Origin of the sequence: Janthinobacterium agaricidamnosum NBRC 102515 = DSM 9628 (assembly GCF_000723165.1) — a bacterium.
Classification (GTDB): domain Bacteria; phylum Pseudomonadota; class Gammaproteobacteria; order Burkholderiales; family Burkholderiaceae_D; genus Janthinobacterium; species Janthinobacterium agaricidamnosum.
The window spans coordinates 283,944-309,746 of sequence record NZ_HG322949.1 but is presented as its reverse complement, the minus strand read 5'-3'; the positions used below and the strand labels follow the sequence as shown (position 1 = coordinate 309,746).

Below are 25,803 nucleotides of genomic sequence, written 5' to 3'. Positions count from 1 at the left end.
CCATGGCGCTAACAAAAAGCTGCATCAATCTCATCCCTGCCTTATTGGTGGCAGCCATCCTGAGCGCCTGCGGCGGCAATAACAGTAAAGACGACAACAGCACCAGTACCGACGCTTCCTTGCTGGTCCAGGAACCGGGTGCACCGGTGGTGACCAATAACACCGCGACCGACGGTTTCAATTGGTTCAACTATCGGCGCGGCCAGGCTGGCCTGTCATTGCTAGCTCGCAACTCACTGATCGACCGGGCGGCGCAAGGCCATTCCGATTACCTGAAAACCAACAACACGGTCTCGCACGACCAGGTCGCGGGCAAGCCGGGCTTCACCGGCGCCGATGACTTTGCGCGCCTGAGCAATGCCGGTTATCAGTTTCAAAGACCGTATGCCTATGGCGAAGTCATCGCCGGGGCGCAAAACAGCTCGGGCTTTTTCCTGGCGGAAGAGCTGATCACGGCGATTTATCACCGCTTCGTGATTCTCCAGCCGATTTTCAAGGATGCGGGCGCGGGCAGTGCGACCGGTAACGGTGGTTACTACTACTTCACTACCAATTTTGCGGCCAGCAATGATTTCAGCCGGGGCCTGGGAAGCGGACGCATCATCACCTATCCATTCTCCAACCAGACCAGGGTCGCCACCAGCTTTTCCAGCGACCATGAATCGCCCGATCCGGTACCGAATCAGGACATCGTCGGCTATCCGATCAGCGTACATGCCGACATCACCAGCAACCTGGTGGTCAGATCCTTCACGGTGGCGCCGCGCGGCGGCAGCGCAATGAGTGTGCGCTTGCTAACCGCAGCCACCGATAGCAACACGCCATCCGATGCGGCGGCCATCATTCCCCTGGCAGTATTGTCAAGCAACACTACCTATGACGTGACATTCAACGGTAGCGCGAACGGTGTCGACGTCAGCCGCAAGTGGTCGTTTACCACCCGATAACAACACCCGGGACCGGCCTGCGGGTGCGGTCCCACAGTGTTGAAAAGGCAATAAAAACCCGTAAAAAAATCAAATGGCAATCGCGGATTACTCTGCTATCGTGAAGACTTAGCGCAACTCTTCTGCATAGCGAGCATGATGAAACCAAGCGCCCCCTCCAGCGATGAATCCGGCGCCGCGGCGCCGCGGGATGATGCGCGCCGTATTCTCGATATTGATGACGGACTCGACCGTATCATGGGCGACCGTACCCTGTACTTCAAGCTGTTGCTGCGTTTTTTGCACGACCACGGCGGCACGCCGCGCCAGATCCGCGACGCCGTCGCCGCCGGGCGCTACGATATCGCACGCATCAGATCCCATACGCTGAAAGGCGCGGCCGGCATGATAGGCGCCGGCCTGATGTATGAAGCCGCGGCCGCGCTGGAAGCGGCGCTGCGGGCCCATGCGATCGTGCTGGAGCAGCCTTTGCAGCGGCTTGAATTGACACTGCAGCAATTACTGGCCACCGTCAGCAAGGTATTGAACAGTTCGCCTGACGGGCGTTCGATCCATCCCGTATCGCTCGCCGCCACACCGGCTGCGACAGCCCCGGCGACCCAATTATTAATTGCACGGCTCAGCAGTTGCCTGCGCGAAGGCGATGGCGCGGCCATCGATTTGCTGGAGAATTCGGCAACCTTGCTGGCCGACAGCCTCGGTATCGCCAAATACCAGGCGGTGGCGGCGGCGGCGCATGAGTTCGATTTCGACGGCGCGCTGGCCGCCTTGCAGCGGCCGGGCTGACAGGCAAGCGCGCTATCAACGGCTGTAGGCCACCTCTTCAGTATAGGCGTCGGCACACTCCTTGCCGCAAAAGCGGCGCACGCTGTCGAGCGGCTTGTCGCAATACCAGCATGCGCCCTTGGGCGGCAACATCTGGCGGGCCGGGCGCCCTGCCGTCTGCGCCTGCGTCTCGATACCGTCAGCATCAGGCAAACTGTCGTGTGTCGTTTCCAAGATTCCCCCTCCTTTCCTGATAACACGCTTTCTTGATCGCACACTTTCTTGATCGTACCTTACCCTCCTGCCAAGATTACGTCAGCCTCATTCAAACGGCATGACAATTCTCAACCGCCCCGCGCTTGCGGACCAGCCAGCCCTGCCCTGCCATATTCCTCCTGCTATAAAAAAAACGAATTCCGCGAATAAAAAACATTCGCTATTCAGATGCCGGGGCCTTGCCTACAGTGGAAACATAACAGCAAGCATCTGAAAAGGAGACAGCATGATCAACTTGCATGACATACGTTATGTCAGGCTGGGGACGCGCGACTTGGCGACTGCGGAACACTACGCCACCACCGTGCTCGGACTGCAAGTCGCGCGCCGCGAAGCGAACGCCTTGTACCTGCGATCCGACAGCCGCGACCACACCCTGTGTTACTTCGAGGGCGACCCCGGCGACCACACCACCGCCTTTGAAGTCGAGAGCGGCGCCGCGTTCGACGCGGCGGCGGCCACGCTGGAAGCCAACAACTTCCGCATCCACCTGGGCAATGCCGACGAATGCGAACAGCGCCATGTGCGGGGCTTCCTGACCTTCCAGGACCCGACCGGCAACAAGATCGACCTGGTGCTGGCGCCGCATCACAGCGGCCAGCGCTACTTTCCCAGCCGCGACGTCAAGATCACCGGCTTCAGCCACGTCGGCCTGCGCACCACCGATCCGAAACGCGACGAAGCCTTCTGGACCACGCTGTGCAGCGCCAAGGTCAGCGACTGGATCGGCGATGCACCCCTGCTGCGCATCGACGACATCCACCACAAGATCGCCCTGTTCCCGTCCACCTACGCCGGCATCCAGCACATCAACCACCAGGTTGAAAGCATCGACGAATTGATGCGCGCTTATTACATCCTGCTCGAAAAGAAAATCGCGATCCGCTTCGGCCCCGGACGCCATCCGACTTCCGGCGCAATGTTCCTGTACTTCGAAGGCACCGACGGACTGACGTTCGAATACTCGACCGGCGTGCGCTCGATCACCGAAGAAGATGAGCGCACCTATCTGCCGCGCCAGTTCCCGTTTGCGCCGGAATCGTTTTGCCAATGGGGGGCCAGGCCCGATATTCCGGAGTTCAAGCGATGATCAGCAACGCACAAATCAAGGTGCGGGTGGCGGCGCGCGCGCTGGCCCGCGCCGGCCTGGTGCACGCCTACGGCCATTGCAGCCTGCGTCTCGACGCCGATTCCTTCCTGGTCTGCGCCGCAAAACCGATGTCGCTGATCGGGCCGCAAGACGAGGGCGTGGTGGTGCCGGTGCATGGCGAGCTGCCGGACGGCGTGCTCGGTGAAGTGCGCATCCACCAGCATATCTACCGCAGCCAGCCGGATGCCGGCGCGGTGATCCGCAGCATGCCGCCGACGCTGATGTCGCTGTCGGCGGCGCGCTGCACGCCGCGCCGGCTGCACGGCATGGGCTCGTATTTCGCCGACCCGGTACCGCTGTGGGACGACCCGCAACTGATACGCAGCGAGCAGCAGGCCGGTGCGCTGGCCTCGACCATGCACGGCGGCAACGCCATCGTCATGCGCGGCAACGGCGTCGTCATCGCGGCGCCGTCGCTGGAACAGGCGGTGGTGCTGACCTGGTACCTGGAAGACGCCGCCCGCACCGACTGGCAACTGCGCGCCGCCGGCCTGAACGACCAGGCCGCGCCGCTCAGCGCCGACGAAGCCGAGGCGCGCGCGGTCGGCACCGGCCGCATCTTCGAACGCATGTGGGATTACCTCACCGCCGGCGATCCCGAACTTCATCATCTGACGTTACAGGAGCAGCAATGAGCACAACAATGAGCACAACACGGCCAATCGGTTTTCCCAATTTTATCAATGGCGCATGGGTCGAAAGCACACGCCAGTTTGAAAACCGCAACCCGGCCGACAACTCGCTGATCGGCATGGTCAGCGAAGCGGGACGGCACGAAGTCGACGCCGCCGTGTGCGCCGCCCGCGCCGCGCTGAACGGCCCGTGGGGCCGCATGCCGGTCGCCAAACGGGCAGAACTGATGCACGCCGTGGCCGACCGCATCATGGCCCGTTTCGACGAATTCGTCGCCGCCGAAGTGGCCGACACCGGCAAGCCGTATTCGATGGCCAGCCACCTCGACGTGCCGCGCGGCGCGGCCAATTTCAAGGTCTTCGCCGACGTCGTCAAGAACGTCGCCACCGAGAGTTTCGAGATGATCGCGCCGGACGGCGGCGATGCGCTGAATTATGCGGTGCGCGTGCCGAAGGGCGTGATCGGCGTGATCTGCCCGTGGAACCTGCCGCTGCTGCTGATGACCTGGAAAGTCGGACCGGCGCTGGCCTGTGGCAACACGGTGGTGGTCAAACCGTCGGAAGAAACCCCGGCCACGGCGGCCTTGCTGGCCGAAGTGATGAACGAGGTCGGCGTGCCGCCCGGCGTGTACAACGTGGTGCAAGGTTTCGGCCAGGATTCGGCCGGCGCCTTCCTGACCGAACATCCGGGCGTCGACGCCTACACCTTCACCGGCGAGACCGGCACCGGCGAAGCCATCATGGCCGCCGCCGCGCGCGGCATCCGTCCGGTGTCGATGGAATTGGGCGGCAAGAATCCCGGCATCGTGTTCGCCGATTGCGATTTCGACGCGGCGGTGGCCGGCATCCTGCGCTCGGCCTTCTTCAATAGCGGCCAGGTCTGCCTGGGCACCGAACGGGTCTACGTGCAGCGTCCGATTTTCGACCGCTTCGTCAGCGCCCTGAAAGCCGGCGCCGAGGCGATGCGTCCCGGCGACCCGAACCACAAGGACACCAACTTCGGACCGCTGGTGTCGCAGGAACACCGCGGCAAGGTGCTGGGCTATTACCGCCGCGCGGCCGACGAAGGCGCCACCGTGGTCACCGGCGGCGGCATTCCCGACATGCCGGCGGCGCTGGCCGGCGGCGCCTGGGTCCAGCCGACCATCTGGACCGGCTTGCCGGAAAGCTCGGCGCTGATACGCGAAGAAATCTTCGGCCCGTGCTGCCACATCGCACCGTTCGACACCGAGGAAGAAGCCGTGGCCATGGCCAACGACACGCGCTACGGCCTGGCCGCCACGGTATGGACCCGCGACGTCGGCACCGCGCACCGCCTGGGCAAACGGCTCAACGTCGGCATTTGCTGGATCAATTCCTGGTTCCTGCGCGATTTGCGCACCGCGTTCGGCGGCTCGCGCCAGTCCGGCATCGGCCGCGAAGGCGGCGTCCATTCGCTGGAGTTCTATACCGAACTCCGTAATGTCTGCATCAAACTGTGAGGACCACATGAACCAGCAAGAAATCGAAGGCCTCGGCGCGCAATTGCATCAGGCGCGGCTCAGCGCCAGCGCCATCGCGCCGCTGTCCGGCAGCATTCCCGGCATGACGCTGCAAGACGCTTACCGCATCCAGCAGGATTTGCTGCGCCGCCGCCTGCAACAGGGCGAACGCCTGATCGGCCACAAGATCGGCGTCACCAGCCAGGTCGTGATGGACATGCTGAAAGTCGGCCAGCCCGACTTCGGCCACCTGACCTCGGCCATGGTCTACAACGACGGCGCGGTGCCGATCGACAGCCTGATCGCGCCAAAGGCAGAAGGAGAAATCGCCTTCATCCTGAAGCACGACCTGGCCGGCCCCGGCGTCACCGAGGCGGACGTGCTGCGCGCCACACAATGCGTGCTGCCGTGTTTTGAAGTGGTCGATTCGCGCATCCGCGACTGGCAGATCACGATCCAGGACACGGTCGCCGACAACGCCTCGTCGGGCTGCTTCGTGCTGGGCGACGGCGCCGCCGACCCGCGCGCGGTCGACCTGGCGACGGTCGGCATGACGCTGGAAAAGAATGGCGCGGTGGTGGCCACCGGCGCCGGCGCGGCGGCCCTCGGCCACCCGCTGGCGGCGGTGGCCTGGCTGGCCAACACGCTGGGCGCACTGGGAAAAACGCTGCACGCCGGCGAAGTGATCCTGTCCGGCTCGCTGGCGGCGATGGTGCCGGTGGCGCGCGGCGACCGCCTGCGCATGAGCCTGGGCGGCATCGGCTCGGCCGAAGTCCATTTTTACTAGGAACCGACATGAAACTGACTACCCACACCATCAATGCGCTGGCCGCGCACCTGGAAGCGGCCGAGCTGAATGTCAGCCCGGTGAAAAAAATCACCGACGACCATCCGGACATGGACTGGGACGACGCCTACGCGATCCAGGACGTGATCCGCGCCGCCAAGGCGGCCCGCGGCGTGCCGGTCGACGGCTTGAAGATGGGCCTGACCTCGGCCGCCAAGATCCAGCAGATGGGCGTCAAGGAACCGATCTACGGCTTCCTCAACGGCGACCATGAATTCAGGAGCGGCGCTCACATCAGCACTGAAAAACTGATACACCCGAAGGTCGAAGCGGAAATCGGCTTCGTGCTGAGCCGTCCGCTGTCCGGACCCGGCTGCCATATCGGCGACGTGCTGGCCGCGACCGCCTACGTGGTGGCCGCCGTCGAAGTGATCGACTCGCGCTACGAACACTTCAAGTTCGACCTGAAAAGCGTGATCGCCGATAACACCTCGGCGGCGCGCTACGTGGTCGGCAACAACTACCACGACGTGCTGGGCCTGGACTTGAAAAACCTCGGCATCGTGCTGCGCAAGAACGGCGCCGTGGTGACCACCGCGTCCGGCGCCGCCGTGCTGGGCCACCCGGCCGCCAGCGTTGCCATGCTGGCCAATATGCTGGGCGCGCGCGGCCGTGAAATCCCGGCCGGCGTGCTGATCATGACCGGCGGCGCCACCGAGGCGGTGCTGGTCGAGGCGGGCGACCGCATCACGGTCGATTACCAGTGGCTCGGCAGCGTCGACATGCAATTCACCTGACCTGGAAAGGAAGCACCATGCCTGTGATTCACGTCCACTTGATGGAAGGCCGCAGCGACGCGATGAAGGAGGCGCTGATCGGCGCCATCACCGCCGCCGCCAGCGATACGCTGGGCGCGCCGCGTGACAGCGTGCGCGTGCTGTTGCAAGAAGTGCCGAAGAGCCATTTCGGCATCGGCGGCAAGAGCGCCAAGGCGCTCGGCCGCTGACCGAAGCCATGAAACAACCCACGAGACAATCATGAACAAGAAAATCAAGGTAGCCATCATCGGCTCCGGCAATATCGGCAGCGATTTGATGATCAAGGTGATGCGCCACGGCCGCCACCTGGAAATGGGCGCGATGGTCGGCATCGACGCCGCCTCGGACGGCCTGGCGCGCGCCGCCCGGCTCGGCGTGCCGGTGACCCACGAAGGCATCGAAGGCTTGCTGGCGATGCCGGGCTTTGCCGACATCGGCCTGGTGTTCGACGCCACCAGCGCCAGCGCGCACCAGCATAACAACGCGCTGCTGCAGCAGCACGGCAAGCAGGTGATCGACCTGACGCCGGCCGCCATCGGTCCGTACGTGGTGCCGGTGGTGAACCTGGAACAGCAGCGCGGCGCGCGCAACATGAATATGGTCACCTGCGGCGGCCAGGCCACGATCCCCATCGTGGCGGCGATTTCGAAGGTGGCCAAGGTGCATTACGCCGAGATCGTCGCATCGATGTCGAGCCGCTCGGCCGGCCCCGGCACGCGCGACAATATCGACGAGTTCACCGAGACCACGTCGCGCGCGATCGAAATGGTCGGCGGCGCCACACGCGGCAAGGCCATCATCGTATTGAATCCGGCCGAACCGCCGATGATGATGCGCGATTCGGTGTTCTGCTTTTCCGATCCGGTCGACCAGGCCCTGATCGAAGCGTCGGTGCTGGATATGGTGGCCCAGGTGCGGCAGTATGTGCCCGGCTATCGCCTGAAACAGAAGGTGCAATTCGAATTGTTCGACGCCGGACATCCGTTGAACATCCCGGGCCACGGCTTGATGAGCGGCCTGAAAACCTCGGTGTACCTGGAAGTCGAAGGCGCGGCCCACTATCTGCCGGCCTACGCGGGCAACCTGGACATCATGACCAGCGCGGCGCTGGCTTGCGCCGAACGCTACGCCGAACACGCTCAACAGACGGGAAACTGACATGACCGATAAAAAGCTTTATATCTCCGACGTCACGCTGCGCGACGGCAATCACGCGATGCGCCACCAGTATTCGCTGCCGCAAGTGCGGCAAATTGCCGCCGCGCTCGATGCGGCGCGGGTCGACAGCATCGAAGTCGCGCACGGCGACGGCTTGCAAGGCTCCAGCTTCAACTACGGCTTCGGCGCGCACACCGACCTGGAATGGATAGAGGCGGTGGCCGACACGGTGCGCCATGCGAAGATCGCCACGCTGCTATTGCCCGGCATCGGCACCATCCACGACTTGAAGAACGCCTACGCGGCCGGCGCCCGCATCGTGCGCGTGGCGACCCACTGCACCGAAGCCGACATCGCGCGCCAGCACATCGCTTGCGCCAGCGAACTGGGCATGGACACGGTCGGCTTCCTGATGATGAGCCACATGATCTCCGCCGCCGAATTGGCGCAGCAGGCCAGGCGCATGGAATCCTACGGCGCCACCTGTATCTACGTGGTCGACTCGGGCGGCGCGCTGACCATGGACCAGGTGCGCGACCGCTTCCGCGCCTTCAAGGATGTGCTGAAACCGGCAACCCAGACCGGCATCCACGCCCACCACAACCTGAGCCTGGGCGTGGCCAACAGCATCGTCGCGGTCGAGGAAGGCTGCGACCGCATCGACGCCAGCCTGGCCGGCATGGGCGCGGGCGCCGGCAATGCGCCGCTGGAAGTATTCATCGCCGCCGCCGCACGGCTGGGCTGGAACCACGGCTGCGACTTGCTGGCCTTGATGGATGCGGCCGACGACCTGGTGCGGCCATTGCAGGACCGCGCCGTGCGGGTCGACCGCGAAACGCTGGCGCTCGGTTATGCCGGCGTATATTCCAGCTTTTTGCGCCACGCCGAAGCGGCAGCCGCGCGGTATCAACTGAAAACCGTGGACATCCTGATCGAACTTGGCAGACGGCGCATGGTCGGCGGCCAGGAAGACATGATCGTCGACGTGGCCCTGGATTTAAGCCGGCGTTGACCGGCCCGGGATCACCCCGCCGCCCCCACAAAAAATAGAGGAGACAATCATGAGTATAAAAAATACCATCACCATCGACCAGATCATCAGCGGCAGCAAGCTGTCCGGCTACCAGATCCTGGTGCTGATACTGTGCTTTATCGTGGTCGCCATCGACGGCTTCGATACTGCGGCGGTCGGTTATATCGCGCCGGCGCTGAAACAGGACTGGGGCCTGGTCCCGGCACAGCTGGGGCCGATCTTCGGCGCCGGCCTGTTCGGCCTGATGCTCGGCGCCTTCCTGATGGGACCGGTGGCCGACCGCATCGGCCGCAAGTCGGCGATGCTGATCAGCGTCGCCGCCTTCGGTGTTTTCTCGCTGGCGTCCGCCGCATCGACGTCGGCGCAGATGCTGACGCTGATGCGTTTCCTGGTCGGCATCGGCCTCGGCGGCGCGATGCCCAGCTGTATCGCGCTGACCTCGGAATATTCGCCGCAGCGCCAGCGCGTGCTGCTGGTGACGCTGAGCTTTTGCGGCTTCACGCTGGGCTTCGCGCTGGGCGGCGAACTGTCGGCCCAAATCATTACCCATTACAGCTGGCGCGGCGTGCTGCTGCTGGGCGGCGTGGCGCCGCTGCTGATGCTGCCGGCGCTGTGGCTGTGGCTGCCGGAATCGGTGCGCTACCTGGCCGCCAAGCCATCCCGTCACGGCGCGCTGCACAAGATCGTGCGCCGCATCGCCGGCGATGGCCGCTGGGATGAGCACCATATCGTCGCCGGCGACCTGCCCGGCAAGACCGCTTCGCCGATTTCCCAACTCTTCATCGATGGCCAGGCCAAGTCCACGCTGCTGGTCTGGCTGGCATATTTCTGTTCGCTGTTCGTGTTTTACCTGCTGTCCAGCTGGCTGCCCACCATCATGCGCGACGCCGGCTACACGATCCCGGCCGCGGCGCGCATCGCCTCGATGGTGCCGCTGGGCGGAACCATCGGCGCCGTCGTGCTGGCCCGCCTGATGGACAAGCTCAATCCCTGCCTGGTGCTGGCGGCGTCGTACCTGCTGTCCGGCGTCGCCATCGCCGCGCTCGGCCATGTGATCGGCCAGCCGGGCTGGCTGGCCGTGGCTGCCTTCCTGGTCGGTTTCGGCATGGTCGGCGCGCAGACCGGCATGAACGCCTTCGTGGCCGGCATCTATCCGACCACCGCGCGCGCCACCGGCATCAGCTGGGCGCTGGCGATGGGCCGGGTCGGTTCCATCGTTGGTTCGGTGACCGGCGGCGCGCTGCTGCTGGCGTTGACCGATTCGGTATCGCTGTTCCAGGCGATCGCCATTCCAACGGCAATCGCGGCCGTGTCGCTGTATGCGGTCAACGCGCGTTACACCAAGCCGTCCGCAGAGACGGCAGCCAGCACGCATTAAAGAACACTAAAAAATATAACGGAGACAAGCATGAAAAAAGTCATGACGCTGCTGGCATGGACAGCCGGCGCGATGGGTGCCGCCCATGCACAATCGAATGTCACGGTGTACGGCTACCTGGACGCCGCGGTCGCCTCGGAACGGGGCGGCGCGGCCGGCGCCGTCAGCAAGCTGGCCAGCAGCGTGGCTGCGCCGTCGCGGCTCGGCTTTCACGGCGAGGAAAAACTGGACGGCAACCTGACCGCGCTGTTCAATATCGAAACCGGCATCGCGCTCGATACCGGCGGTTTTACCGGCGCCAATGTCTTCGCGCGCAGCGATTACGTCGGCTTGCGCGGCGATTTCGGCACGCTGCGGCTCGGTAACATACAAACGGCGTTGTATGAAACCGTGGTCACGGTGGCCGACCCGATGGGCAATGGCCTGGCCGGCCAGGCTGGCAACCTGATGACGGCCGGCGTGGTCGGCGGTCCGACCTCGCCTGGCGGACGCGGCAACTTCCGCGGCAATACCGTGGCCTACACGTCGCCGCTGTGGAACGGCGCCGGCGCGGAACTCGACTACAGCGCCGGCGAAGCGCCGGGCGACAGCAGCAAGCAGCGCTCGATCGGCGGCGCGCTGGCCTACAAGACGCAGCGCCTGTCGACGCGGCTGGCCTGGCTGTCCAGCGTGTCGGCCAGCGGCACCGACAGCGCGACCAGCACGCTGTGGGGCGCCAACTACAACTTCGGCCGGTTCACCGGCTACCTGTCCTATGGCCGCAACAAGGGTTACACCACGCTCGACAGCCGCGAACTGCTGACCGGCGCCGCCATCCCGCTCGGCCAGGGCAAGGTGCTGCTGTCCTACATCCGCAAGGACGACCGCTCGGCGGTCGACAACGACGGCCACCAGGTTGCCGTCGGCTACAGCTATCCGCTGTCGAAACGCAGCAGCCTGTTCGCGTCGTACGCCCGCATCGGCCAGCATGCGGCGCCGAATTCATCGGCCTTCTACAGCATCAATATCGGCGCGCCGGGCATCGCCGGCGGCGGCGACCGGGCGTTCGCCGCCGGCATGAGCCACTTTTTTTAAGTGGGCAAATGCCCTGTTCGGAGATACACTCGGCAGACCATCGGCTAGCCGGCGTTTATCGACATGAGAACAGACCTGAACTTGCTGCGCCTGCTGGTGGCGGTGTACGACACCGGCAGCGTGACCGCCGCCGCCGGCCAGCTGAAAATGAGCCAGCCGGCGGCCAGCGCGGCGCTGGCGCGGCTGCGCGAATCGCTGGGCGACCCGCTGTTCGTGCGCCAGGCCGGCCAGATGCTGCCGACCCCGCGCGCGCAACACATCATCGGCAAGACGCGCGAAGTGATCGGCTTGATCGATGCGGATATCTTGCGCAGCCCGGCCTTCGACCCGGCCCGGTCGCGCGATGAATTCGTGGTGTGCCTGAGCGCCGTCGGCGAGATCGTGTTCTTGCCGGCGCTGTTCAACTTCTTGCGCCAGGCCGCGCCGCAAGCGCGGCTGCGTTCCGTCAGCCTGCCGCCGCAGCAACTGGAAGAAGCATTGAACCGCGGCGAGGTCGATCTGGCGCTGGGCTATTTCCCGGATATCAAACAGGGCAATATGTTCCAGCAGCGGCTGTTTTCGCACGGCCTGGTGTGCATGGTGCGGGCCGGCCACAGCATCAAGGGACCGCGCATGACGCTGAAACAGTTTACGACGGCCGAACACGCATTCGTGCAGGACGGCGGCCGCAGCCAGGAAATGTTCGAGGCCGAGCTGGCGGCGCGCAACATCAGCCGCAACATCGTGCTGCGCACCTCGCACTACATGAGCATCCCGACCATCATCGCCGATTCGGACCTGGTGGTGGTGCTGCCGCGCCCGGTCGGCAACGCCTTCGCCGACTCGAAGAAGGTGCGCGTGGTGCAAACCCCGGTCGACATCCCGGCCTACGATTTAAAACAGCACTGGCACCGCCGTTACCACGAAGACGCCAGGCTGATCTGGCTGCGTTCGGTGGTCAATCAACTGTTCGCCGACAAGGATGCGATATCGGCCAATACGGCGGCCCGGGAAAGTTAAGCTTATTTCGATGCAGAAACTGCTGAAGAGGAAAGTGCACAATATTTCAGCAGAACGAAAGCATTATCAATGACGCACTGTGTACCTAAAAACCTGTTCAAAGTCTATGCTGTACCAGTGACAAGAAGACGAGCACGACAAACTGCCGGCTCGTCTCCAATTTACGCTCGCAGTTTTCCACAACCAAGAGCTATCGGGTACCCTGAAGATTATCTAGACGCTCGCGATAAGACTGACGTAAGCAATCGACGTCTGAACATCGATCTCTGTTGTACTTGATCCAGTCGTTTTGGAAACCCATCAAAGCATTCTTATCTGAGGTCTGACGTAATGCTACTTGATATACTAACGCCATGTTTGCATCTGCTGCAGCCAACTCTGGGGTTCCACAAATTAAGTGCTCGGTACGGGAGCCGGCCTTACGACAATCGACTCTGTCCCCCTGCTCGCTAACGGAGTCTCTATCACTGATCGATTGCCTGACCTCATCCCCTTGTGCATCTGGAGAATCGACAGATGATTGCACTGCGCCTGATGGCTCAGGGCTATTACTGACTGGAGGGGTAGCTACCCGTACCTCATCCGCAGCAGAATTCCTCTCTACGACATGAGCAGCACTAAGGGTAGGGGTCAACACGGACACAGTATCGAATCTAAAGATAAACTCGGGATCCTTCAATTTACCACGCAAAGTCAAGCTTCCTTCTTTAATGCAATCGCTTTCACTAGCAGCAAAAAAATTCCCACTTAAGCGCACAGGGCTATCTTTTTGCATCCTTGATGCTGCTTTAAATACTTGGGAACCCGGTTCCATCAGGGTACGGTCATTAATGTCGGATAGATCGTTGTTCCAAGTTTTCAAAAAGATGTTGGGAGCAATCTCAACAGCAAAAACGCCTTTCCCATCACTATTTGCATCCACCTTAGACACGCGGCCTGTCCAGCCTTGGATAGTGCCACTTGCCAGCAGTTTGCAAATGGCGGCATCTCGGTCAGCTTTAATGCCCCCACGCTGCATATCGTTTTGTGCGCTGCTCTGCGCCGCTTGAGCTTGACTCACCGCATCGATGAACGCCGCCTCATCTCGTGGGCGCTCCGAAGTTACTAAGTCAGTGACTAACGGTGCAGCAGTAAGACTTTCGGAAGTTTCCGGGCTATTTGGAGAGGAAGCAGCATCCCTTCTTTCACACCCGATTGCGGCGACGGCAGCAATCACGAACAACATAGGCACCAAAAGGCGTCGCTGAACTGTCATTTTTGTTTTACTTTCAGTAGTAGGGGTAGACCAAGAATCTAGAATAGCATTTCCGCAATATATTGCCAATTTTAAAACCCTTCCGGCGCTGGGTACCAAATAGCGCCGGTGTCACTCACGCGATAACGCGCAAGCTTAGGCCTCAAGGCCTTAATCTTGGTATCGATCAGTGGGACGCCGTAACAAGACATAGACTACTTTTAGGTACACAGTTGACTAGGTATATCTCAAACGTCTACCAAAATTTGTACCTAAAGAGGTAAGGATCGACTGGAAATCTTCGGAACTGTTAGGCATTAGAATTACGAATTCTCATAGTGCGCAAGACCAATTTTGGTATTCTTCGAACTCCCTCGAAACAGTATCTATTTCCCAATACAAAACCGACTAAAAATCACGCCCAGCAAATCGTCCGGCGAAAACTCGCCGGTGATGCTCGACAATTGCACTTGCGCCAGGCGCAGCTCTTCGGCGAACAAGTCCAGCGACTGGTCGCTTTGGGCCGCGTGCTCGGCCGCGATACCGAGGTGCTTGCCGGCCGATTTCAGCGCGATCAAGTGACGCTCGCGCGCCAGGTACAGCGATTCGCCGGTTTGCTGCCAGCCTGCGATGCGCAGCAATTCGGCGCGCAGCAAGTCGATGCCGATATGCTCGTGGGCCGACAGATACACATGGGTCGCGTCATCCATCGCATCGACCGCCGGCTTGTGGCCCGACAAATCGATCTTGTTCCAGATGCGCAGCACCGGCACGCCGGCCGGGAACGCGGCGACGATGTGTTCATCGGCCAGCGTCGGGCCATGGTCGGCGTCCAGCAAGTGCAGGATCACGTCGGCCTTGCCCACTTCGCCCCAGGTCCGTTCGATGCCGATCCGTTCGACCACGTCGACCGCGTCTTCCGCGCTGCGGATGCCGGCCGTGTCGATGATGTTCAGCGGGATGCCTTCGATCTGGATGATTTCGCTGACCTTGTCGCGGGTGGTGCCGGCGATCGGCGTGACGATCGCCACGTCGGCGCCGGCCAGCGCGTTCAGCAAGGAAGATTTGCCGACGTTCGGCTGGCCGACCAGCACCACGTTCAAGCCTTCGCGCAGCAAGGCGCCCTGCGCCGCCTGGGTAAAGACCTTGTGCAGCGCCTCGATCACGCCTTGCAACTGGCCGCGCGCATCGGATTTTTCGAGGAAATCGATTTCCTCTTCCGGGAAGTCGAGCGTCGCTTCGACCAGCATGCGCAAGCCCGTCACTTGCTCGACCAGCGCGTGGATGGTTTTCGAAAACGCGCCGGACAGCGATTGCGACGCGGACTTGGCGGCGGCCTCGGTCGACGCGTCGATCAAGTCGGCCACCGCTTCCGCCTGCGCCAGGTCCAGTTTATCGTTGAGGAAGGCGCGGCGGGTGAATTCGCCCGGTTCGGCCAGCCGCAAGCCGATGTCCCGGCCCGCTTCCAGCACCCGCGCCAGCAGCATTTGCAAGACCACCGGGCCGCCATGACCCTGCAATTCCAGCACGTCCTCGCCGGTGTAGGAATTCGGTCCCGGGAAGTGGAGCGCGATGCCCTGGTCGATGATGGCGCCGTCGCCGGACGTGAATGGCAAATAGCTGGCGTGGCGCGGCCGCAACGCTGTCGCGCCGAACAGCGCGCCGATCAGCGGCGCCAGGTCCTTGCCGGACGCGCGTACCACGCCGATGCCGCCTCGGCCAAGTGCGGTGGCGATGGCGGCGATAGGGGAAGAGTCGAGTTTCATTGGGCGATTGTAATTTATTGGCGCGCACCTGGCGCCATGAGACATAAAAAGACGTAAAAAAAGCCCGCGCCAGGCGCGAGCTTTTTTCCACTGGCCAGGCTGCTTATTTTGCCGCGGCCGGCGCGTATTTCTTGGTGATTACCCACTGCTGTCCGATCGACAGCACGTTGTTCACCACCCAGTACAGCACCAGGCCGGACGGGAAGAAGAAGAACATGACCGAAAACGCCAGCGGCATGAACAGCATCATCTTCGCCTGCATCGGATCGGCCGGGGCCGGGTTCAGCTTGGTGGTGATGAACATCGAAATCGCGTACAGCACCGGCAAGATGCACCATGGGTCGTGCTGGGCCAGGTCGGTGATCCAGCCGATCCACGGCGCGCCGCGAATTTCAACCGACGCGTTCAGCACCCAGTACAGCGCGATAAACACCGGCATTTGCACCAAAATAGGCAGGCAGCCGCCGAGCGGGTTGATTTTCTCGGTCTTGTACAGTTCCATGGTGGCCTGGTTCATCTTTTGCGGATCGCCTTTGTAGCGTTCGCGCAACGCCTGCATCTTCGGCGTCACCAGTTTCATCTTGGCCATGCTGCGGTAGCCTGCCGCCGACAGCGGGAAGAACAGCAGCTTGATCAGGATGGTGAAGGCGATGATGGTAAAGCCCCAGTTGCCCAGGATGCCGTGGATGTGTTCCATGACCCAGAAGATCGGCTTGGCGATAATCGTCAGCCAGCCATAATCCTTGACCAGTTCCAGGCCAGGCGACACGGTTTCCAGCAAGTGCGAGATTTGCGGACCGGAATACAGCTTGGCGTCGACAGTGGCGCTGGCGCCCGGCGCCAGTGTGGCGATCGGCAATACGTTACCGATGGCGTAGACGTTGGTGTCCACTTTCTTGGTGAAGATATCGCGCGACAGCTTGTCTTGCGGTACGAATGCCGACACAAAGAAGTGTTGCGAGATAGCAAACCAGCCATTGTCAGCCTTGACCGCATGGTCTTGCGCCATCGGCCGGCCCGTCTTGATCGATTCGGCGGTTTCCTTTTCGATCTTGTCGAACGTCAGCTTTTTATACTTGTCGGCGTCGGTGTACATGGTCGGGCCGGTATAGCTGCTGTTGAAATAGGAATCGCCCGCTGGTTTGTTGCCGTCATGAACCAGTTGCATGTACAGCTCAGGCTTGACCGGCACGTCACCGACGTTGGTGACGGTATGCTTGACGTCGATCACGTAATCGCCGCGCTTGAAGGTAAACGTCTTGGTCAGCTTGATACCGCCTTGCACCGAGTCCAGCACCAGTTGCACGGTGTCGCCATTGGTCAGCGTGCGTACGCCTGGCTGGGCCACGAAACCGGACGTATGGTTAGGGAACACCGCGCCGGCGCTGCCGCCGATCAGGCCGGTTTGCGCCAGGTAGGTGTGGCCGATGCCTTCGTCGAACAAGACTTCATTCTTGGCCACGTCCGCATCCGGCTGGCACCACTTGAACAGGCCGAAACAGCCGCCGAACCAGCCTGGATGGCCGCTGCTCTTATACTTCAGCAATTCCAGGCGTTTGACCTGGCCGCCGAGGGTGTCGATATCGGCCTTGATGACGTCGGTGGTGATGGTGATGCGTTCGCTCTTGAACGCGGCATCGGCCACGGCTGCGCCCGGCAGGGCGGAAGCGCCGCTGGCGGCCGGCAGCGCGCCGTTCGCGCCAGGCGCGGCGGGAGCCTTGACCGCCTGTTCCGGCGTCGCGGAAAACATGGATTGTTTGCCGTTCGAGACCATCCAGTCGTTCCACAGAACTACCAGCGACACGGAAAACACGATCCACAGGATGGTACGTTTATTGATATCCATTAGGGTATTTGTCAGGAGTGGTTGCAACCGCAAGCGGTCGTTGAAGATTGTTTGGCCTTGCCGGACTTATCGGAAGGCGGCACCGGATCGAGCCCGCCGTCATTCCACGGATGGCAGCGCCCCAGCCGCCTGGCGGCCAGCCAGCCGCCTTTCAATACGCCATGCACGTTCAGCGCTTCCATCGCATAGTGCGAACAACTCGGATAAAAACGGCAACGCGGACCCAGCATCGGACTGATGGCGAGCTGATAAAAGCGCAACAACAGCAATAGCAGGGTTTTCATGGCGCTGGCTTGACGCCATCGGCCGGGCTGACAGCACTAAGCGGCTTGCGCGGATGATTTTGCGAAGCAAACAAACGCGTCAATTCCGCCCGCAGCTCGGCTTTCAGCCTGGCCGTGGTGGCGGGGCCATCCTTGGTGTTGACGGCGCGCGACAGGCGCACCACGCAATCGATGGCGGGCAATTTACTGACGCGAAACAATTCGCGCGTCACGCGCTTGATCGTGTTGCGGGTCGCCGCGCGCGGCGCGAAACGCTTGGCCACAACGACGCCCAGCCGCGCATGCGGCAATTCATTCAGTCGGGTGTACAGCACGAAATGGGCTGTTTTTTGCGCCGGACGCAAACGAAAAACGGATGAAAATTCATCCGTTTTAACGATACGCCGAACGCGTGCGAAGTCGTGTGAACCTTCGCGAAAATTGCCGACTGGAGTACAGCTAGCCACGCGATCAGCTGGCAACGGCAAGCCTAGACGGCCAGACGTTTGCGGCCTTTTGCGCGACGTGCGTTGAGCACATCACGACCGCCACGGGTAGCCATACGAGCGCGGAAGCCGTGCGTACGCTTGCGGCGGACGACGGAAGGTTGGTAAGTACGTTTCATGTTGGTCTCGCTAAAAACAAAAAAAATGCAAAATCGGGTCTGACGTCCCGTCAGTTTTTGGTGCCAATGACAATCGCGCACTTATGCCAAGGCACAAGCTGGCCAATCTCATCGCCCGCTTAATCCACGCTTACTCCATATAAACACGGAATACGGGCGGGGAACCCTGAATTATTCAGCATATCACCCATCCTTGTCAAGACTTGAGATCGTCGGCTGTCGGTTTTAAGCTCAGGCATGACTTGCCAGGAAAGCCAGGAAGACAGGCTCAGGCATGGCATTTCATGCAAAATAACAGACGTGCCTGTGGATAACTTTGGCGGTCGGGAGTAGAATAGCGTGTTACGTGTGGCGAGCCCTCGCGCGACGCCGGCCTTGCATCACGGTGTGCGCAGGGCAGTATCGATACGCCCTCCCACACCTTTTCACATAGACGATTCATGGATAATTTCTGGCAGGCCTGTTCCGCGCAGTTGGAACTGGAGCTGACACCGCAACAATTCAGTGCGTGGATAAAACCGCTTATCCCCCTCGACTACGAGGAGGGCAAGTTGCGCATCGCCGCGCCCAACCGATTCAAGCTGGACTGGGTCAAGACCCAGTTCGCCAGCCGCATCACGGCGCTGGCGATCCAGTATTTCGAAGCGCCGACCGATGTGCAATTCGTGCTCGACCCGCGCCTGGCCTTGCCGAAAAAACCGGCAAGCCCGAGCAGCGTGCCGGCCAGCGACCCGAATGGCGGCGCGCCCAGCAACCGCACGGCGGCCGAGCCGGCCCAGAGCGTGCCCGAGTTCAGCATCGGCAATTCGCCGCGCCGCGAGCAAAGCCGCATCAATACCGACCTGACCTTCGACAGCTTCGTGACCGGCAAGGCCAACCAGCTGGCGCGCGCCGCCGCGATCCAGGTGGCGAATAATCCGGGCGTGTCGTACAACCCGCTGTTCTTCTACGGCGGCGTCGGCCTTGGTAAAACCCACTTGATCCACGCCATCGGCAACCAGGTGATGGCCGACCAGCCGGGCGCCAAGATCCGCTACATCCACGCGGAACAGTATGTGCGCGACGTAGTGACCGCTTACCAACGCAAGGGTTTCGACGACTTCAAGCACTATTACCACTCGCTGGACATGCTGCTGATCGATGATATTCAATTCTTTGGCGGCAAGAGCCGGACGCAGGAAGAGTTCTTCTATGCGTTCGAGGCGCTGATCGCGGCCAAGAAACAGATCATCATCACCTCGGACACCTATCCGAAAGAGATCACCGGCATGGATGACCGCCTGATCTCGCGCTTCGATTCCGGCCTGACGGTGGCGATCGAACCGCCGGAACTGGAAATGCGCGTGGCGATCCTGCTGAAGAAAGCCAAGCAGGAAGGCGTGACCTTTTCCGACGACGTGGCGTTTTTCGTCGCCAAGCACTTGCGCTCCAACGTGCGCGAGCTGGAAGGCGCGTTGCGCAAGATCCTGGCGTACTCGCGTTTCCATGGCAAGGACATCACCATCGATATCGTCAAAGAAGCGCTGAAAGACTTGCTGTCGGTACAAAACCGCCAGATCAGCGTGGAAAACATCCAGAAAACGGTGGCCGACTTCTTCAACATCAAGGTCGCCGACATGTATTCCAAGCGCCGTCCGGCGAATATCGCCCGGCCGCGCCAGATCGCGATGTATCTGGCCAAGGAATTGACGCAAAAGAGCTTGCCGGAAATCGGTGAACTGTTTGGCGGCCGCGATCATACGACGGTGTTGCACGCGGTACGCAAGATCGCGCTGGACCGCACCAAGAACCCGGAATGCAACCATGAATTACATGTGCTGGAACAGACGTTGAAGGGATAAGCGGCGTTATCATTCAGGCAAAATAGTCTGGCGCGACATACCGTCCGGCGGGACTGGCTCAAAACGTGCTTTGCCCGTATTATCTGGCAAGGCACTGCGGCCTATCCGGCAGGCTATCCAGTGCAATCATTGTCAAAAATACTTGTTAAACTAATACGTTCAACTGAACACCGTTAAACTATCTACATCGAGGATTACTATGCAATTGGTCAAAACCACCCGAGATACCCTTCTCCGGCCACTGCAGATCGTGAGCGGTATTGTCGAGCGTCGGCACACTATGCCGATTCTGGCCAATATCCTCATCCGCAAAGACGGCGAACATGTGTCCTTCCTGTCGACCGACACCGAAGTGCAAATCACCACCCACGCCGAAATCGGCTCGGGCGCCGACGTCACCGGCACCACCGTGGCCGCGCGCAAGCTGCTCGACATCCTGCGCGCGCTGCCTGAATCGGGCGACGTCACGATGACCTTGCTGAACAAGCGCCTGACGGTACAAACCGGCAAGTCGCGCTTCGCCCTGCAAACCCTGGCGGCCGAAGAATTCCCGACCGTGCAGCAAGCCGAAAGCTACAACGCGTCCGTCACGCTGCCCCAAAAAACCCTGAAGCACCTGTTCAACATGGTGCATTTCTCGATGGCGCAGCAAGACATCCGTTATTACCTGAACGGTTTGCTGCTGGTCCTGGACGGCAACAACGTGATCGCCGTGGCAACCGACGGCCACCGCCTGGCGTTTTGCCAGGTCGCGACCGAACAAACCTTCGAGCGCCAGGAAGTCATCATCCCGCGCAAGACCATCATCGAATTGCAGCGCCTGCTGGAAGAAAACGACGAGCCGGTGCAACTGGACATCGCCGCCAACCAGGTCAAGCTGACCTTCGCCGACATCGAACTGATCTCGAAACTGGTCGAAGGCAAATTCCCCGACTACACCCGGGTGATTCCGAAGGGCTACAAAAACGACTTCACCATCGGTCGCGATGAATTGCTGCGTTCGCTGCAACGCGCCGCCATCATGACCAGCGACAAGTTCAAGGGCGTGCGCTGCATCATCACCCCGGGCAGCATGAAAATCAGCTCGACCAACGCCGACCAGGAAGAAGCGGTCGAAGAGCTGGAAATCGACTACGGCGGCGATTCCGTCGACATCGGCTTCAACGTCACCTACCTGCTGGACGTGCTGAACAACCTGAAATGCGAGCAAGTCAACATCGCACTGGGCGACTCGAATTCGTCGGCCTTGATTTCCATCCCTGACAACGCCGACTTCAAGTACGTTGTCATGCCGATGCGGATTTAAAGAAGCCCCGCAAACCTGCTACGCGGCGCAATTTGCGGCCTGCGATGCTCGCTGTACCCCGGTACAGCTGCGCTTCTCAGCCACAACTTGAGCCGCTCGCGACGGTTTTCGGCGGCTTCTTGTTGTAACAAGTATTCCCGAATCAATCAGTAATCGTTATTTGAGAAAGCAGTCCATGTCCGAGAATCCACTAGACAATCCGATCCCAGCCAAAGCGGAAGAATACGGCGCCGCATCGATCCAAATCCTGGAAGGCCTGGAAGCGGTGCGCAAGCGCCCCGGCATGTATATCGGCGACACCTCGGACGGCACCGGCTTGCACCACCTGGTGTTCGAAGTGCTGGACAACTCGATCGACGAATCGCTGGCCGGCCACTGCACCGAAATCCACGTCACGATCCACTCCGACAACTCGATCTCGATCACCGACAATGGCCGCGGCGTGCCGACCGGCCTGAAAATGGACGACAAGCACGAGCCCAAGCGCAGCGCCGCTGAAATCGTCATGACCGAACTGCACGCCGGCGGCAAGTTCGACCAGAACTCGTACAAAGTGTCGGGCGGCTTGCACGGCGTCGGCGTCTCGTGCGTCAACGGCTTGTCGAAACTGCTGAAACTGACCATCCGCCGCGACGGCAAAGTGCACCACATGGAATTCGTCCGTGGCGTGCCGCAAAACCGCATCATCGAAATGGTCGACGGCGTCGCCACCTCGCCGATCCAGGTCATCGGCGAAACCGACAAGCGCGGCACCGACGTCCACTTCTGGGCCGACGAAGAAATCTTCACGCACGTCGAATTCCACTACGAAATCCTGGCCAAGCGCATCCGCGAACTGTCCTTCCTGAACAACGGCGTCAACATCAAGCTGTCCGACCAGCGCACCGGCAAGGAAGAAGTGTTCGCGTTCGAAGGCGGCACCCGCGGTTTCGTCGAATACATCAACAAGGCCAAGTCGGTGCTGCACCCGACGATTTTCCAGGCCACCGGCGAGCGCCAGTCGGACCAGGGCACCAACATCACCGTCGACGTGTCGATGCAATGGAACGACGCCTACAACGAACAGGTGCTGTGCTTCACCAACAACATCCCGCAGCGCGACGGCGGCACCCACCTGACCGGGCTGCGCGCGGCGATGACGCGGGTGATCAACAAATACATCGACGAACACGAATTCGCCAAGAAGGCCAAGGTTGAAATCAACGGCGACGACATGCGCGAAGGCTTGACCTGCGTATTGTCCGTCAAGGTGCCGGAACCGAAATTCTCGTCGCAAACCAAGGACAAGCTGGTGTCGTCCGAAGTGCGCGGCCCGGTCGAGGAAATCGTCGCCAAGACGCTGTCCGACTACCTGCAAGAAAAACCGAACGACGCCAAGATCATTTGCGGCAAGATCGTCGAAGCGGCGCGCGCGCGCGAAGCGGCCCGCAAGGCGCGTGACCTGACCCGCCGCAAAGGCGTGATGGACGGCCTCGGCCTGTCCGCCAAACTGGCCGACTGCCAGGAAAAAGACCCGGCCTTGTCCGAACTGTACATTGTCGAGGGCGATTCCGCGGGCGGCTCGGCCAAACAGGGACGCGACCGCAAATTCCAGGCCATCCTGCCATTGCGCGGCAAGGTGCTGAACGTCGAAAAGGCGCGCTTCGAAAAAATGCTGTCGTCGGAACAGATCACCACCCTGATCGCGACGCTGGGCACCTCGATCGGACCGGACGAATTCAACGTCGACAAACTGCGCTACCACCGCATCATCATCATGACCGATGCGGACGTCGACGGCGCCCACATCCGCACCCTGCTGCTGACGCTGTTCTACCGCCAGATGCCGCAACTGGTCGAGCGCGGCCACATCTACATCGCCCAGCCGCCGCTGTACAAGGTCAAGGCCGGCCGCGACGAGCGCTACCTGAAGGACGACCTGGAAGAAGCCAGCTACATGATGACCGTGGCGCTGAACAGCGCCGTGCTGGTGCCGCGCGAAGGCGCCGAGGCCATCAGCGGCGAAGCGCTGGGCGAACTGGTACGCCAGTTCAACCTGGCCAACGCCATCATGACCCGCCTGACCCGCGTGATCGACCGTGCCGCGCTGACCGCCATCATGACCGGCGTGACGCTGAACCTGGACACCATCGAGCAAGCCGAAACCTCGCGCCAGGCGCTGGAAAGCACCATCAACGACCCGGCGGTCAAAGTCTTCGTGCGTTCCGATGAACTGTCCGAAAAACACGTGCTGCGCGTCGAGCGCATGCATCACGGCAACGTCAAAGTCAGCGCCATCGACGCCGACTTCGTGCAAGGCCCGGACTACAGCGTGCTGGCCAACGCGGCGGCGACGTTCCAGGGCTTGATCGGCGCAGGCGCGTTCGTGCGCCGCGGCGAAGGCGAGCGCATGAAGGAAATCGCCGTGGTGGACTTCCACCACGCCATGCAATGGCTGCGCGACGAAGCCGAACGCACCGTCTCGAAACAGCGCTACAAAGGGTTGGGCGAGATGAACCCGGACCAACTGTGGGAAACCACCATGGACCCAACCGTGCGCCGCTTGCTGAAAGTGCAGATCGAGGATGCGATCGCGGCGGATCAGATTTTCACGACGCTGATGGGGGACGATGTGGAACCGCGCAGGGCGTTTATTGAGAATAATGCGTTGAGGGCGGGGAATATTGACGTTTAATTTCAATTACTTTACCGTGGAGTCCCACTGTTCTACGACTAAAAACATTTACTAAGTAGGTCGTGGAAAATGATTGTGAAGTTATGGCGAACAGAACCGGATGCGCTGCAAGGCGCTCGTTGCGACGCAGTGCGAGCACTGCTAGCGGCGAGCAACACCGCAGAGCGCCGGTTATGGAAGTCAGAAATCACAAGAATTTATTACGGCTTACTTAGCTTTCCTATAGTTGCTAGATTGGATAGGAAATTAGTTTTTCAGAGTTGGAAAATACTCCAAATAAACGCCCGCATTGCTGCGGGCGTTTTTACTTCATACGTAACCAAACTGGGCCACTCTGACAAGAATAGATAAAACGTATATCTGCGGTTGAGTGAAATGCGCAAGCTTAAAAAATAACTATCGCATTGATAATTTCTGACTGCCAAGAATTTAAGAAGTAGCAAGTATATGATCCTTGGGACCATTTTCAGGAAACAGCGCTTTCCAGTGAATGCGCTTGGAGCCCCACTTTATAGGGCCACTTGCCCAAAACATGGGGAGGACTGCTCTCGGAGAACTATGTCGGAAGAGGGTTGTTGACCCGATTCCATTCGCACCGAACTCTACGTTTAGAGGAATTGCTGAATCTGACAATGCTTTATTGTTAATCGCCCAGAGTTGAGATCCAACTGTCCTAATCACCCCCATTACATGGGTTATTGCGGCATCGCTCATTTCTACACTCAGTAAGGTAATAATTCTTGGAGTGATTGAAACCTCTGAGGCGAAATCCCTTACGTGTTTAAAAGAGAAATTTCCATTCTCAAAGTTTGATTTCGCCTCAGCAGTTAGTACTTCAATCATCTTTGAATTTGAAGTAGCAAGTGAGAAATTTTTCAAATCCCATTCTAATAAAAGTGACTTAGCAGCGTAGATACCGATATCAGTAGCCAATGCAAAATGAAGAACCACATTATATTTATGCAACAGCGTAGGATCTGATAAAGCGGGCAATTTTGGCTTTGTCGATTTTCCAATTAAAGACTCAAGTACACGTGATAGTTCTATACCGGTCCAAAGCCCATCCTCAAAAACATGAATACATTTTCTTTCTTGAGAAGTGGCATTTTTTTCAATTGCGTCAGTTAGAATTATAGGATCCCGTTCTAAATGACGTCTCAACCCGCCAGATAAGGCAGCTCCACTTTTTCCCATTTTGGACAACGTAGCAACAAAATCTGCCGGTACACCACTATGAGCTAAATAACTCTTAGCGAGGATCGACACGCATTGATCTGTTGGTAGAACCTCTAAGTGTCGAAGCAGTGCCTTACCTAAGCTTGGTGCTCCAATGGCGTCAAATTGCTTTAACCAACTAGCCACATCAAAATCTGGAGAACGGTGATCGTAAGACTCATAGGCATCCCGCGCTTGATCCGTCCAGCACATCCCAAGAGTCTCCAAGAAGCGCTCAAGTTTAGAATTTCCCTCCTGAAAAAAGCCCTCTCGCGATACAACTTTGATAGAGTACCCAGCATCAATAAGTATGTCTCGCGGAAAGCCTTTTACAGACTTCGTCACCAAAACATGTATGTCGGCGGGAATATCTGTCCAAAAGACTGTTTGCTGATTCCCGTCCACTAATTTGCAGCCGTCACGTAGTTCCCAGACGATAACGTCCTGCCGCTGATCTGATCTCACTGAATATCGGAGCGCATCGACAACCCGCGCCATTTCCATATCAGAACATACAACAAGTAATTTGGCCATA

General features: G+C 60.2%; 24 protein-coding genes. 16 read left to right on the top strand and 8 right to left on the bottom strand.

Annotation, left to right across the window (positions count from 1 at the left end; genetic code table 11):
- Nucleotides 1-2: 2 nt before the first annotated feature.
- Nucleotides 3-947, top strand: coding sequence for a CAP domain-containing protein (locus GJA_RS01175; protein ID WP_038487839.1), 945 nt, complete (start codon nucleotides 3-5; stop codon nucleotides 945-947).
- A gap of 135 nt (nucleotides 948-1,082) precedes the next feature.
- On the top strand, nucleotides 1,083-1,733 hold the full coding sequence (locus tag GJA_RS01170; RefSeq protein ID WP_038487836.1) for an Hpt domain-containing protein: 651 nt from the start codon (nucleotides 1,083-1,085) through the stop codon (nucleotides 1,731-1,733).
- Nucleotides 1,734-1,748: 15 nt separating this feature from the next.
- On the opposite strand, the gene GJA_RS01165 is transcribed toward GJA_RS01170, so the two are convergent.
- Nucleotides 1,749-1,946: a hypothetical protein gene (locus tag GJA_RS01165; RefSeq protein WP_038487833.1), complete on the bottom strand. Its 198-nt coding sequence runs from the start codon at nucleotides 1,944-1,946 to the stop codon at nucleotides 1,749-1,751.
- A 268-nt stretch (nucleotides 1,947-2,214) separates the two neighbouring features.
- On the opposite strand from GJA_RS01165, the gene GJA_RS01160 reads away from it, so the two are divergent.
- The 11 genes from GJA_RS01160 to GJA_RS01110 all read left to right on the top strand — a co-directional run bounded on the left by GJA_RS01160 (nucleotide 2,215) and on the right by GJA_RS01110 (nucleotide 12,498).
- Nucleotides 2,215-3,078 carry a VOC family protein gene (locus GJA_RS01160; RefSeq protein WP_038487830.1) on the top strand — a complete coding sequence of 288 codons (864 nt, stop codon included), beginning with the start codon at nucleotides 2,215-2,217 and terminating at the stop codon, nucleotides 3,076-3,078.
- Nucleotides 3,075-3,773 (top strand): class II aldolase/adducin family protein, encoded by a 699-nt coding sequence (locus GJA_RS01155; RefSeq protein WP_081905196.1) that lies wholly within the window; start codon nucleotides 3,075-3,077, stop codon nucleotides 3,771-3,773. The genes GJA_RS01160 and GJA_RS01155 overlap by 4 nt, the downstream gene beginning before the upstream one ends.
- Nucleotides 3,770-5,251 carry a 2-hydroxymuconic semialdehyde dehydrogenase gene (locus GJA_RS01150; protein ID WP_242404416.1) on the top strand — a complete coding sequence of 494 codons (1,482 nt, stop codon included), beginning with the start codon at nucleotides 3,770-3,772 and terminating at the stop codon, nucleotides 5,249-5,251. Before GJA_RS01155 ends, GJA_RS01150 begins: the two co-directional genes overlap by 4 nt.
- Before the next feature lie 7 nt (nucleotides 5,252-5,258).
- A complete protein-coding gene (locus GJA_RS01145) occupies nucleotides 5,259-6,038 on the top strand; it encodes a fumarylacetoacetate hydrolase family protein (RefSeq protein WP_038487824.1) in 780 nt (259 codons plus the stop codon).
- Nucleotides 6,039-6,046: 8 nt separating this feature from the next.
- Nucleotides 6,047-6,835, top strand: a complete 789-nt coding sequence (dmpH, locus tag GJA_RS01140; RefSeq protein WP_038487821.1) for a 2-oxo-3-hexenedioate decarboxylase — start codon at nucleotides 6,047-6,049, stop codon at nucleotides 6,833-6,835.
- A 17-nt stretch (nucleotides 6,836-6,852) separates the two neighbouring features.
- Entirely contained in the window at nucleotides 6,853-7,044 is a 192-nt protein-coding gene (locus GJA_RS01135; protein ID WP_038487818.1) for a 2-hydroxymuconate tautomerase, read from the top strand.
- Nucleotides 7,045-7,075: 31 nt separating this feature from the next.
- On the top strand, nucleotides 7,076-8,014 hold the full coding sequence (locus tag GJA_RS01130; protein WP_038487815.1) for an acetaldehyde dehydrogenase (acetylating): 939 nt from the start codon (nucleotides 7,076-7,078) through the stop codon (nucleotides 8,012-8,014).
- Nucleotide 8,015: 1 nt separating this feature from the next.
- A complete protein-coding gene (gene dmpG / locus GJA_RS01125) occupies nucleotides 8,016-9,026 on the top strand; it encodes a 4-hydroxy-2-oxovalerate aldolase (RefSeq protein WP_038487812.1) in 1,011 nt (336 codons plus the stop codon).
- A gap of 49 nt (nucleotides 9,027-9,075) precedes the next feature.
- The gene (locus GJA_RS01120; RefSeq protein WP_038487809.1) at nucleotides 9,076-10,425 is read left to right on the top strand and encodes an MFS transporter; all 1,350 of its coding nucleotides are present in this window, start codon (nucleotides 9,076-9,078) and stop codon (nucleotides 10,423-10,425) included.
- 30 nt (nucleotides 10,426-10,455) lie between these two features.
- The gene (locus GJA_RS01115) at nucleotides 10,456-11,499 is read left to right on the top strand and encodes a porin (protein WP_038487806.1); all 1,044 of its coding nucleotides are present in this window, start codon (nucleotides 10,456-10,458) and stop codon (nucleotides 11,497-11,499) included.
- Nucleotides 11,500-11,562: 63 nt separating this feature from the next.
- Nucleotides 11,563-12,498: a LysR family transcriptional regulator gene (locus GJA_RS01110; protein WP_051780117.1), complete on the top strand. Its 936-nt coding sequence runs from the start codon at nucleotides 11,563-11,565 to the stop codon at nucleotides 12,496-12,498.
- Between the two features lie 190 nt (nucleotides 12,499-12,688).
- On the opposite strand, the gene GJA_RS27050 is transcribed toward GJA_RS01110, so the two are convergent.
- The 6 genes from GJA_RS27050 to rpmH all read right to left on the bottom strand — a co-directional run bounded on the left by GJA_RS27050 (nucleotide 12,689) and on the right by rpmH (nucleotide 18,232).
- Nucleotides 12,689-13,753 carry a lysozyme inhibitor LprI family protein gene (locus tag GJA_RS27050; RefSeq protein ID WP_206778340.1) on the bottom strand — a complete coding sequence of 355 codons (1,065 nt, stop codon included), beginning with the start codon at nucleotides 13,751-13,753 and terminating at the stop codon, nucleotides 12,689-12,691.
- Nucleotides 13,754-14,118: 365 nt separating this feature from the next.
- Entirely contained in the window at nucleotides 14,119-15,498 is a 1,380-nt protein-coding gene (gene mnmE, locus GJA_RS01105) for a tRNA uridine-5-carboxymethylaminomethyl(34) synthesis GTPase MnmE (RefSeq protein WP_038487803.1), read from the bottom strand.
- A 103-nt stretch (nucleotides 15,499-15,601) separates the two neighbouring features.
- Complete coding sequence (gene yidC, locus GJA_RS01100) at nucleotides 15,602-17,344, bottom strand: membrane protein insertase YidC (RefSeq protein WP_038487800.1); 1,743 nt, start codon at nucleotides 17,342-17,344, stop codon at nucleotides 15,602-15,604.
- Between the two features lie 11 nt (nucleotides 17,345-17,355).
- Nucleotides 17,356-17,628, bottom strand: coding sequence for a membrane protein insertion efficiency factor YidD (gene yidD / locus GJA_RS01095; protein WP_038487797.1), 273 nt, complete (start codon nucleotides 17,626-17,628; stop codon nucleotides 17,356-17,358).
- Complete coding sequence (gene rnpA / locus GJA_RS01090) at nucleotides 17,625-18,074, bottom strand: ribonuclease P protein component (protein WP_081905592.1); 450 nt, start codon at nucleotides 18,072-18,074, stop codon at nucleotides 17,625-17,627. The genes yidD and rnpA overlap by 4 nt, the downstream gene beginning before the upstream one ends.
- A 23-nt stretch (nucleotides 18,075-18,097) precedes the next feature.
- Nucleotides 18,098-18,232, bottom strand: coding sequence for a 50S ribosomal protein L34 (gene rpmH, locus GJA_RS26445; RefSeq protein WP_010401996.1), 135 nt, complete (start codon nucleotides 18,230-18,232; stop codon nucleotides 18,098-18,100).
- A 440-nt stretch (nucleotides 18,233-18,672) separates the two neighbouring features.
- On the opposite strand from rpmH, the gene dnaA reads away from it, so the two are divergent.
- The 3 genes from dnaA (at nucleotide 18,673) to gyrB (ending at nucleotide 24,053) form a co-directional block, all read left to right on the top strand.
- Nucleotides 18,673-20,073 carry a chromosomal replication initiator protein DnaA gene (dnaA, locus tag GJA_RS01085; protein ID WP_038487794.1) on the top strand — a complete coding sequence of 467 codons (1,401 nt, stop codon included), beginning with the start codon at nucleotides 18,673-18,675 and terminating at the stop codon, nucleotides 20,071-20,073.
- Between the two features lie 199 nt (nucleotides 20,074-20,272).
- Nucleotides 20,273-21,379, top strand: a complete 1,107-nt coding sequence (gene dnaN / locus GJA_RS01080) for a DNA polymerase III subunit beta (protein WP_038487792.1) — start codon at nucleotides 20,273-20,275, stop codon at nucleotides 21,377-21,379.
- A 175-nt stretch (nucleotides 21,380-21,554) separates the two neighbouring features.
- Entirely contained in the window at nucleotides 21,555-24,053 is a 2,499-nt protein-coding gene (gene gyrB, locus GJA_RS01075) for a DNA topoisomerase (ATP-hydrolyzing) subunit B (RefSeq protein WP_038487789.1), read from the top strand.
- Between the two features lie 429 nt (nucleotides 24,054-24,482).
- Here gyrB and GJA_RS27045 read toward each other — a convergent pair whose 3' ends face one another.
- The gene (locus GJA_RS27045) at nucleotides 24,483-25,802 is read right to left on the bottom strand and encodes a phosphoribosyltransferase-like protein (protein WP_144241400.1); all 1,320 of its coding nucleotides are present in this window, start codon (nucleotides 25,800-25,802) and stop codon (nucleotides 24,483-24,485) included.
- Nucleotide 25,803: the final 1 nt, after the last annotated feature.

Bases quoted from the DNA above. Each gene is read 5' to 3' on its own strand.
- GJA_RS01175 (WP_038487839.1), top strand. From the start codon at position 3: ATGGCGCTAACAAAAAGCTGCATCAATCTCATCCCTGCCTTATTGGTG.
- GJA_RS01170 (WP_038487836.1), top strand. From the start codon at position 1,083: ATGATGAAACCAAGCGCCCCCTCCAGCGATGAATCCGGCGCCGCGGCG.
- GJA_RS01160 (WP_038487830.1), top strand. From the start codon at position 2,215: ATGATCAACTTGCATGACATACGTTATGTCAGGCTGGGGACGCGCGAC.
- GJA_RS01155 (WP_081905196.1), top strand. From the start codon at position 3,075: ATGATCAGCAACGCACAAATCAAGGTGCGGGTGGCGGCGCGCGCGCTG.
- GJA_RS01150 (WP_242404416.1), top strand. From the start codon at position 3,770: ATGAGCACAACAATGAGCACAACACGGCCAATCGGTTTTCCCAATTTT.
- GJA_RS01145 (WP_038487824.1), top strand. From the start codon at position 5,259: ATGAACCAGCAAGAAATCGAAGGCCTCGGCGCGCAATTGCATCAGGCG.
- dmpH (WP_038487821.1), top strand. From the start codon at position 6,047: ATGAAACTGACTACCCACACCATCAATGCGCTGGCCGCGCACCTGGAA.
- GJA_RS01135 (WP_038487818.1), top strand. From the start codon at position 6,853: ATGCCTGTGATTCACGTCCACTTGATGGAAGGCCGCAGCGACGCGATG.
- GJA_RS01130 (WP_038487815.1), top strand. From the start codon at position 7,076: ATGAACAAGAAAATCAAGGTAGCCATCATCGGCTCCGGCAATATCGGC.
- dmpG (WP_038487812.1), top strand. From the start codon at position 8,016: ATGACCGATAAAAAGCTTTATATCTCCGACGTCACGCTGCGCGACGGC.
- GJA_RS01120 (WP_038487809.1), top strand. From the start codon at position 9,076: ATGAGTATAAAAAATACCATCACCATCGACCAGATCATCAGCGGCAGC.
- GJA_RS01115 (WP_038487806.1), top strand. From the start codon at position 10,456: ATGAAAAAAGTCATGACGCTGCTGGCATGGACAGCCGGCGCGATGGGT.
- GJA_RS01110 (WP_051780117.1), top strand. From the start codon at position 11,563: ATGAGAACAGACCTGAACTTGCTGCGCCTGCTGGTGGCGGTGTACGAC.
- GJA_RS27050 (WP_206778340.1), bottom strand. From the start codon at position 13,753: ATGACAGTTCAGCGACGCCTTTTGGTGCCTATGTTGTTCGTGATTGCT.
- mnmE (WP_038487803.1), bottom strand. From the start codon at position 15,498: ATGAAACTCGACTCTTCCCCTATCGCCGCCATCGCCACCGCACTTGGC.
- yidC (WP_038487800.1), bottom strand. From the start codon at position 17,344: ATGGATATCAATAAACGTACCATCCTGTGGATCGTGTTTTCCGTGTCG.
- yidD (WP_038487797.1), bottom strand. From the start codon at position 17,628: ATGAAAACCCTGCTATTGCTGTTGTTGCGCTTTTATCAGCTCGCCATC.
- rpmH (WP_010401996.1), bottom strand. From the start codon at position 18,232: ATGAAACGTACTTACCAACCTTCCGTCGTCCGCCGCAAGCGTACGCAC.
- dnaA (WP_038487794.1), top strand. From the start codon at position 18,673: ATGGATAATTTCTGGCAGGCCTGTTCCGCGCAGTTGGAACTGGAGCTG.
- dnaN (WP_038487792.1), top strand. From the start codon at position 20,273: ATGCAATTGGTCAAAACCACCCGAGATACCCTTCTCCGGCCACTGCAG.
- gyrB (WP_038487789.1), top strand. From the start codon at position 21,555: ATGTCCGAGAATCCACTAGACAATCCGATCCCAGCCAAAGCGGAAGAA.
- GJA_RS27045 (WP_144241400.1), bottom strand. From the start codon at position 25,802: ATGGCCAAATTACTTGTTGTATGTTCTGATATGGAAATGGCGCGGGTT.